This is a genomic window from Helicobacter sp. MIT 14-3879 (genome assembly GCF_003364125.1).
Map to the genome: position 1 here is coordinate 1 of NZ_NXLP01000048.1, position 8,786 is coordinate 8,786.

The 8,786-nt window shown below is 36.9% G+C and carries 7 protein-coding genes; all 7 read left to right on the forward strand.

Annotation, left to right across the window (positions count from 1 at the left end):
- Positions 1 to 190 precede the first annotated feature (190 nt).
- Positions 191 to 580, forward strand: a complete 390-nt coding sequence (locus CQA44_RS10235; RefSeq protein WP_115547145.1) for an NAD(P)H-quinone oxidoreductase subunit 3 — start codon at positions 191 to 193, stop codon at positions 578 to 580.
- Positions 562 to 1,071: an NADH-quinone oxidoreductase subunit B family protein gene (locus CQA44_RS10240; RefSeq protein ID WP_115547146.1), complete on the forward strand. Its 510-nt coding sequence runs from the start codon at positions 562 to 564 to the stop codon at positions 1,069 to 1,071. The genes CQA44_RS10235 and CQA44_RS10240 overlap by 19 nt, the downstream gene beginning before the upstream one ends.
- A gap of 119 nt (positions 1,072 to 1,190) precedes the next feature.
- The gene (locus CQA44_RS10245) at positions 1,191 to 1,997 is read left to right on the forward strand and encodes an NADH-quinone oxidoreductase subunit C (protein ID WP_115547147.1); all 807 of its coding nucleotides are present in this window, start codon (positions 1,191 to 1,193) and stop codon (positions 1,995 to 1,997) included.
- Between the two features lie 7 nt (positions 1,998 to 2,004).
- Positions 2,005 to 3,234 (forward strand): NADH dehydrogenase (quinone) subunit D, encoded by a 1,230-nt coding sequence (nuoD, locus tag CQA44_RS10250; RefSeq protein WP_115547148.1) that lies wholly within the window; start codon positions 2,005 to 2,007, stop codon positions 3,232 to 3,234.
- 199 nt (positions 3,235 to 3,433) lie between these two features.
- Positions 3,434 to 3,661, forward strand: coding sequence for an NADH-ubiquinone oxidoreductase subunit E family protein (locus CQA44_RS10255; protein ID WP_115547149.1), 228 nt, complete (start codon positions 3,434 to 3,436; stop codon positions 3,659 to 3,661).
- 29 nt (positions 3,662 to 3,690) lie between these two features.
- Positions 3,691 to 6,216: an FAD-dependent oxidoreductase gene (locus CQA44_RS10265; RefSeq protein WP_258865006.1), complete on the forward strand. Its 2,526-nt coding sequence runs from the start codon at positions 3,691 to 3,693 to the stop codon at positions 6,214 to 6,216.
- A 2-nt stretch (positions 6,217 to 6,218) separates the two neighbouring features.
- Positions 6,219 to 8,786, forward strand: a 2,568-nt coding sequence (locus CQA44_RS10270) for a 2Fe-2S iron-sulfur cluster-binding protein (RefSeq protein WP_115547150.1), incomplete at its 3' end; no start/stop codon positions are given.

Consider the following 8,786-nt stretch of genomic DNA (forward strand, 5'->3'; position numbering starts at 1 on the left):
TTATGACTTAATCATAACAAATGGTAACTTATGAGAAAATAAAAATCTATTCTTTTTGCATTTTATTGATTCTTTATTAAATAAAATTTAAAATCTAACCTAAAGTATCAAGTTTATTCTAAGATGAGAAGCTTTTTGGTCTTTAATTGAATGTATGACATTTAACAATAAATGAATTTAAGGAAGAATAATGGATAATACAACTTTGACCCACCCATATTTTGGGGCATTTGTTATGTTTGCTCTTACCATTATTGCTTTTCAAGCAACTTTTTTTTTACAACGATTAATTTCTAGGAAATTAGCACAAAAAAGGGGAGATAAACTCAAAAATGCCCCTTATGAATGCGGACCTATTCCTATCAAACAGGCAAATAAAATTTCTCACCAATTTTATATCATTGCAGTACTGTTTGTGCTTTTTGACGTGGAAATTATTTTTATGATTCCGTGGGCTTTAGAGTATCGTCATTTGGGATTATTGGGTTTTTTTGAAATGCTCGTTTTTATCGGTTTGCTAGCAGTTGGATTCTTGTTTGCATGGAAAAGGGGGGCTTTAGTATGGCAAAGCATCAAGTAGATTATTTGAGTGCTAGAGGCATGCCCGTTGCATTAAGCACTGTGGACAAGATTCTTAATTGGGGAAGGAGCAATTCTCTTTGGCCACTTACTTACGGGCTTGCATGTTGTGCTATTGAGATGATGGCAACGGGTGGAGCAAGGTTTGATTTTGATAGATTTGGTATCATTTTTCGAGCTAGCCCAAGGCAAAGCGATGTTATGATAATTGCTGGCACACTCACCAAAAAGCATGCCGAATTTACTCGGAGACTTTATGACCAAATGCCTGAACCAAAATGGGTGGTTTCTATGGGAAGCTGCGCTAATACAGGAGGTATGTTTAATACCTATGCAACTGTGCAGGGTGTCGATAGAATCATACCTGTAGATATTTATCTACCAGGTTGCGCACCTAGACCAGAAACATTACAATACGCTATGATGGTATTACAACAAAAAATTCGCTCTCAAAAGGCTGTATCTGACACCATAACCAAACGTTTGGTATAAATATTTTTTTTGATTTCTCAGAGCATAGAGCATTATGTATTGCAAACTATTTGCAAGTTTGGTATTAAAAATGACCTTGAAGTAGTTAAGGAAATAGCATGATTATGAAGGAAGAGTAGATGATACGAAAAAATCAACCAAAAAAAGATATACAAAAAAAAGTTTATCATACAGATAGATTCTATCAGCCCATTCTTACGCCAAAGATTCCAACAATACAAAGTGAATTTCGTATTATAGAAGAAGCTTTGACACAACAAATCGAGATTCTTAAAAGCTATGTGGAAATAGGACAAGCGGTGTTTTATGTCAAAAAAGATTTTGTTCCAAAAGCATTAGAGATTCTTAAATCCCTTCATTATAACATTATGTCCGAAATGAGTGCGATTGATAATCTTGCGATTGATAATTCTTTTGAGTTATTTTATCAGCTCACCTCTCATGAAAAGTCGCACAAAAATCGCCGTAGGTTAAGGGTTAAATGTCAAATTAGCGAAAATGAGTCTATGCCCTCTGTGAGCAACATCTTTCCTGCAGCGAATTGGAGTGAGCGAGAGTGCTATGACATGTTTGGAATCAAGTTCGACAATCATCCATTCCTCAAACGTATTCTTATGCCTACTGATTGGATAGGTTATCCCCTTCTTAAATCTTATCCGCTTAAAGGCGATGAGTTTGCATCATGGTATGAAGTTGATAAGATTTTTGGGAGAGAATATCGCGACATTGTAGGACCAGAGCAAAGAGATAGTGCGCGAATCGATAGAAATGACAGTATAAACTTTGGGCGCATTGGTAAAGAAGTAGCACGGGGTGAAAAACCTAGCGATTCAATTCATAAGGTTACTTATCAAGAAGTCAATAAGCCGCCTATTCTTAAGAAATTTCCTACAGAGAATCCCAAAATTCTTGATAAGAGAATGTGAGGTAGCTATGGCACAATATTTTAATAAACTACAAACACAATTTGAAAATGTTCTTTTTGAGCAAGATGACAACAAGATGGTTGTGAATCTAGGACCACAACATCCCAGTGCGCATGGACAATTACGATTAATTTTAGAACTTGATGGTGAAATGGTTACGCGCGCGATTGCAGATATTGGTTATTTGCACAGAGGAGTAGAGAAACTCGCAGAAAATATGATCTATAATGAATTTATGCCCACAACAGACCGTATGGATTATACAGCAGCAAGCAGCAATAATCATGCGTTTGCTTATGGAGTAGAAACGCTGCTAGGTATAGAAGTGCCGCGCAGAGCTAAAATTATTCGCACAATTATTTTAGAACTCAATCGTTTGGCTTCCCATTTGCTTTTTATAGCGACCCATGCCCTTGATGTTGGTGCAATGAGTGTGTTTTTGTATGCTTTTAAGGGCAGGGAATATGTATTGGATATGATTGAAGATTATTGTGGGGCAAGACTTACGCATAATTCTATTCGCATAGGCGGTGTTCCTCTTGATATTCCAAATAATTGGTTTGAGAATATTCAGGCATGTTTAAAGGAAGTTATACAAACAACAGACCTTATTAAGGGACTTTTAGATAAGAATAGAATTTGGCGTATGCGACTTGAAGGGATAGGTAAAATCACTAAACAGCAAGCACAAGAATATGGGCTAAGTGGCGTTATGTTACGTGGTTCAGGGGTGCAATATGATATTAGAAAGGAAGAGCCCTATGAAATTTATGATGAAGTGGAGTTTAGCGTCCCTTATACAGATAGTGGGGATTGTTATGGACGCTACATTCTTTATACTGAAGAAATTTATCAATCTTGCAATATTATCAATCAGGCAATAAAACTCTATAACGATACTTCCACACAGCTCATGGCACATGCACCTCAATATATTTCTGCCCCAAAAGAAGATATTATGACACAAAACTATTCCTTAATGCAGCACTTTGTGCTAGTAACACAGGGTATGCGACCTCCAAAGGGAGAAGTGTATGCTCCTACCGAATCTCCAAAGGGAGAATTAGGATTTTTTATTAGCTCACTTGGCAATCCTTATCCGCACAGAGTAAAAGTGAAAGCTCCTAGTTTTTATCATTTACAGGGCATGACAGCAGTTATGCCGGGTCATTATTTAGCAGACATCATTACGATGATTGGAAATAGCAACATTATTTTAGGGGAGGTTGATAGATAATTTCTCTTATACGGTTTGCTTGTCCGCTTCTTAATAGCTTGTGAAATTACAGACTTGATTGTTCTGCTAAGAATTGTATTGGTATGTGTCTTATTCTGAATAGAAGAGAGCAGGCTTGATGATAAAGCATTTTAAGTAGATATTGTGAATTGCCAAAAAAGAGTTTTTAGTCTAGTTTATAATAAAGAGGATATAACCAATGAAACGATTTGATTTACGGCATTTAAAAAGTAATTTTTATGACAAAATGGGGGAACTCATCGACACACAATTAGAACACGGTGAGGTAGGAATATTCTTATTTGAAAAGGGAGAACATGAAAATGTTGCTAAGAGTGCCAATTATATTCAGGAAAAAGGACACACTTTGATGAACTCATTACAATTTAATCATGTAGATTGGACAATTGTAGTCAGAAAAACCTGATAAGAGATAATATTTTCAAGGATTTTATTATGGTAAAAAAAGATAACCCAAACATTCCTTATAGCTTAAATAACTTTCCTCAAACTTTATCACATGTGAAATTCTTTAGCAACAAGGCGCAAGAAGAAAAAACTGAAACCATTAAAGCATTTGTGGGCTGGGATGGCATAGTCATCTTTGATGAAAATATTGATATTTTACAAACCTTAAAAATTTATGCGAAACAATACCAAAATTACTCTCAATCCTGCGGACGATGCACGCCCGGGAAATATGGTGGTAAGGTGCTTTATGAATTGCTTGAGAAAATTCAGAATGACCCACATGCCACCCATGCAGATATAGATAAACTAAGGGAAATTTGTGAGCTTATGCGCGTTACCTCAAAATGTGAAATTGGTAAGACTACACCCAAGCCGATTTTACAAATTCTAGAATCTAAACCCCATATTTTTACAGAAGCCATTGCCAAGAATTCCAAGCGACACCATACAGAATCGTTGCAGCGTAGTATGCAGGAGTTCCAAAAAGCTAGTCAAGCATTAACACAAATACTCGATGGTTTTAATACCTATAATCCAGATAATGCACTACCACGAAATGTCTCGCATCAAAAACAAAACACTGAATATATCACACCCACTTCACCGCAAGTTCGCTACCGTGCTGCACGTTCTGATATAAGCAAGACTATTTATGATGATTCTCGCTCTATGGAATCTCAAAAAGATTCCGATAACACAGAATGCAACCATGCAGCCAATAATACAGGATATAACAATATGGCGCATGCTCAAGAAAATAGCTTTGAGCCATTACAACGATACAAGAGTGCTATAACAACACAAATAGGCAATATTGCCTATATCTCTAAAATTACTGCTCCATGTACAGATGAGTGTCCTTCAAGAGTAGATATTCCAGCGTATATAGAGGGAGTAAAGGACATACGTTATATGGATTCGCTCTCTAGCACACGAGCCAATATGCCCTTAGCACAGGTGTGTGGTCGTGTTTGTCCGCATCCGTGTGAAAGTGCTTGTCGTAGAGCTATTTTAGATGAACCAATCAGCATTATGGAACTCAAGAGAGTAGGTGCAGATGCTGAATTTGCCCTTAAACAAACAGATAAATGGGAAGGCTATGCTATTCCTAATAATGTCTATGCTTATAGTGAATCCAATCATTATGCAAACATTGGCGTTTCTGGGAGCAATGCAGATTCTTCTGTTAATCCTTTTGAATCTTTTGCATCTGTCGGAGTGATTGGGGCAGGACCAGCAGGACTTAGTGCTGCATATTATATGGCTTTACGCGGAATCAAAGTTGAAGTTTATGAAGCATTGCCCGTGTTAGGGGGTGAGGTGGCAGTTGGAGTGCCAAATTATCGTATGCCAATCACGGCATATAATCATGATATAGACTCACTTAAAGAGTTGGGGGTTGTTTTTCATACAAATTTTCTCGTAGATTCTCGCAATATCATAGAGTTAGAGAATAAGCATTCAGCCCTTGTTATTGCCGTAGGAACAAGAGCTAGTAAGAAGCTTGGATGTAAAAACGAAAATACTCAATTAGAGGGTTATCTGCCTGCGATAAGATTTATGGATTCAGTCAATCTTGCTCAAAAATTTCATATTGGTAAATTGCCAAACCTTACAGGTAAAAAAATTGTATGTGTGGGCGGGGGCTTTACTTCTATGGATGTTGTGCGCTGCTGTGTGCGCTTGGGTGCGCAAAGCGTGATTATGCTCTATCGCAGAGATGAAGCGACAATTATTAAAAATACTTCAAGTGAGGAATATCACGAAGCTTGTGAAGAGGGTGTAGAATTTCAATTCTTAAGCGCAGTGCATGAAATTATCGAGGAGAATGGTAGAATTAGCGCGCTCACAGTGAATCGTTATGAGCTTATCAAGAGTGAAACAAGCCCTAAAGGTGAATTAAAACTTATTGAAAATGGGGATATAACTATGCCTTGCGACATTCTTATCCCCGCAGTAAGTCAAGAGATGGATTTTCCTTTGGAATCTAGTTTTGGCGTAGAAATCAGTAAATGGAAAACTATTGCCGTGGATGATGCAAGTTTTTCCACGACAAAAAAGGGAATATTTGCGGCTGGAGATTGTGTGAGTGGTCCTTTGACAATAGTTAATGCTGTGGGACAAGGCAGACGTGTAGCAAGTGTAGTTGCAAATTATTTGCAAACAGGTGAAGTGATGATTAATGCTGATGAAAAAATGGAGGACATTCTTAAACAAATCGGTGTTTTTGATAGCAATCGTGAAGTACATGGATTCCTACGCGGCAATATGCGTGAAGTAAGCTCTAAGTTAGCCCCTAACTATCGGGCAAAAAATTTTGAGGAAGTCAATTTTGGACTTAGTCGTGAGGAAGCATTAAATGAAGCCTCAAGATGTATGCGTTGTTATTATATTAGTATGTGTGTTGTGGATGCTCCTAATACATGTGCAGATTCTGCGCATCGCGATTCTTCAGCATCTAGCACAAATTTTGATTGTAGAGTAGCGGCTAACGCAGTAGGGGGGAGGTAACTATGAGTGAGATAAAGAAACATGATGAATTAGAAAATCAAAAATCCATCAAGAACCCTCATCATTATTTTGATATTTTTATTGACGATAAACAATGCACAATGAAAAAAGGGCAAAGTATTTTGCAAGTCGCGCGTGAAAATGGAATCTATATTCCGACTTTATGTGATTTGAGCAAATTATCTCCTACAGGCGCGTGTCGCATGTGTGTGGTAGAAGAAGAAAATGGCAATATTATTGCTAGCTGCAAAAGCTATCCCAACTTCTCTACTAAACCTGCAAAATTTCGCACCAATACGCAAAGGCTAGAGAAATATCGCAATCAAATTATGAGCTTTCTTTGCATTAATCATCCGCTAGAATGCGGTGTGTGCGATAAAAGCGGCGAATGTGAATTGCAAGATAAGGTTTTAGAATCTAAGGTGGATATACAGCCTTATTTTGCACTGCAAAAGCAACAAGATTTTGTGCATTTTCACAACAAAATTTATGATGAAAGCTTGTGCATTATGTGTGAGCGATGCGCGAGGACTTGCAATGAATTTGTGGGTAATAATGTTCTTAATGTGCTTGCTGGGGGGTTTCATTCTAAGATTGGAGTAGATTTTAATGCCTACTGCGAAGACTGTGATGAATGCGTAAGCGTGTGTCCTACCGGGGCAATGATTTCACAAAGATTTACTTACACAAGTAATGTATGGGAACTAGAAAAAGTGCCATCTACCTGCGTACATTGCTCATTACGATGTGAATTATATTATGAGATAAAATGCAATGTAGATTCTAAAAAAGAAGTGTATAGAATCAAAAATGAAGCACATATCAAGCAATTATGCCACGCGGGCAGACATAATTTTATGCGAAAAAATCCCTTTTATCGTGTTATAGAATCTGTTTATAATAATCTTGCAGATATGGATTCTGTCCAACAATCTTTGTCCTCAAATGGAAGATTCTATTCAAAACACAACGACATGGAGTCTCAAGCTAAATATCTGCATTTTAGGCATCTTAATATCGACTTTTCTAAGATTCAAGCTATTAGGCTGAGTGAAAATGCAACCAATGAAGAAGCATGGCTTGTCAATCAATTAGCACAAAAAATGTCTTTAAAAGTATATTGTGATAGCACATTTTATTATGACCGTTTTGGCAGTATTATCTATCATGCCAATGAGCGTGTTCTTTCCATTGACAAGGCTTTGGAGAGTGCTGATGTTTGCGTAGTATTGGGTGCTTATCTCTATGACGAAATGCCTGTTTTACGCAGTGATTTATCAAAATATAATCTTAAAAGAGGTATGAAAAATATTTGGATTAATACTATTGGTGAATCTCGCTTTAAAAGCGATTTAGAATTAAGATATGAGACTGGCGCAGAATTTGCTATAAGTGCTATTTTGCTCAATCTATTTATGCCAAATATCATACAAGAAAATATATCACAAAAAATAGCATCATTGTCTGATTTAGCATTAGATTCTCAAACAAAAGAATACCTAAAAGCGTGGTTAAAAAACTTGGATATGGGTCATCTCATAGCAGAAAGCAACATAAGTGAAAGTGAATTAGAAAGGCTACAAGAAATATTGCTTTTTGAAAAGCCCATAGATATTGGACACAGTAAGGAAACCACAGAGCCTTTGCAAAATGTACAGGCTATCAAGCGCAACAATATCGTTTTCTTAGTAGGGCAGGATTTCACACATTCTCCAGATTCTATTCATATTGCACAAATTTTTAAAGCGATTAATGCGCTTGCCAATGTTAGTGTATTGCCGCTTGCGTATGGGAATGTAATAGGTATTAATGCGCTTTGCAATATAAGCCGTGATGACAATGCGCTTCATGGCGTAGTAGGTATCCGCGCGCAAGGTGAATATGAGATAGCCCCCTTGCCCTCTCTCGCATTTTTAAGACAAGGCATGGATTCTTCTAAAGATTTAGAATCTCCACAAAGGTTAGATTCACTTTTCAGTAAATTTTTCCCTATCTTACCTTTGCAGTTTATGGAGGGGACGGTCTTTAATCTCTATGATCGCCTTGTAAAAATCACTCCTAGCTTTGTTGATGACGATTTTGGTAGTTTTACAATGTTGCAGAAGTTAAAACTTAGCCCGAATTCTCCATTTAACAGATGCAACACGCAAATGAGTGCATCAAAGAGTTATCCTAGTAATGCACTACATTCTCTTTTTAGTAGCACAGAGGTATTAAGCCTTGATTTGCTTGATATTTGCAGGGAGTTCTTAGATTTAGAGCAAGAATTTATTGTTGAAATAACCAATCTTTTACCTTTCTATCAAGAAGCAAATCATGTACAAAAAGGAAATGGTGATTATTCTTTAAATTTTATGCCTTTTCATAAGTTTAAACAATCAGATTTCATTGATAACCCCCCCAATTTACCAAGCAATATTGCGTGTGGAGAAGGTAGTGGAATCTCGATTTATAATGCCTCATTAAGCGGGAATTTAAGTTTTTATGATTTCTATAATACAGAATCTTGTTATGAAATCTTTAACCAAGCAATGTGGCATAATAAGATTCTCATTAAGGACAGTATAGAC

Coding starts and splice junctions, on each gene's coding strand:
- CQA44_RS10245 (WP_115547147.1), top strand. CDS start 1,191: ATGATACGAAAAAATCAACCAAAAAAAGATATACAAAAAAAAGTTTAT.
- CQA44_RS10265 (WP_258865006.1), top strand. CDS start 3,691: ATGGTAAAAAAAGATAACCCAAACATTCCTTATAGCTTAAATAACTTT.
- CQA44_RS10235 (WP_115547145.1), top strand. CDS start 191: ATGGATAATACAACTTTGACCCACCCATATTTTGGGGCATTTGTTATG.
- CQA44_RS10255 (WP_115547149.1), top strand. CDS start 3,434: ATGAAACGATTTGATTTACGGCATTTAAAAAGTAATTTTTATGACAAA.
- CQA44_RS10240 (WP_115547146.1), top strand. CDS start 562: ATGGCAAAGCATCAAGTAGATTATTTGAGTGCTAGAGGCATGCCCGTT.
- nuoD (WP_115547148.1), top strand. CDS start 2,005: ATGGCACAATATTTTAATAAACTACAAACACAATTTGAAAATGTTCTT.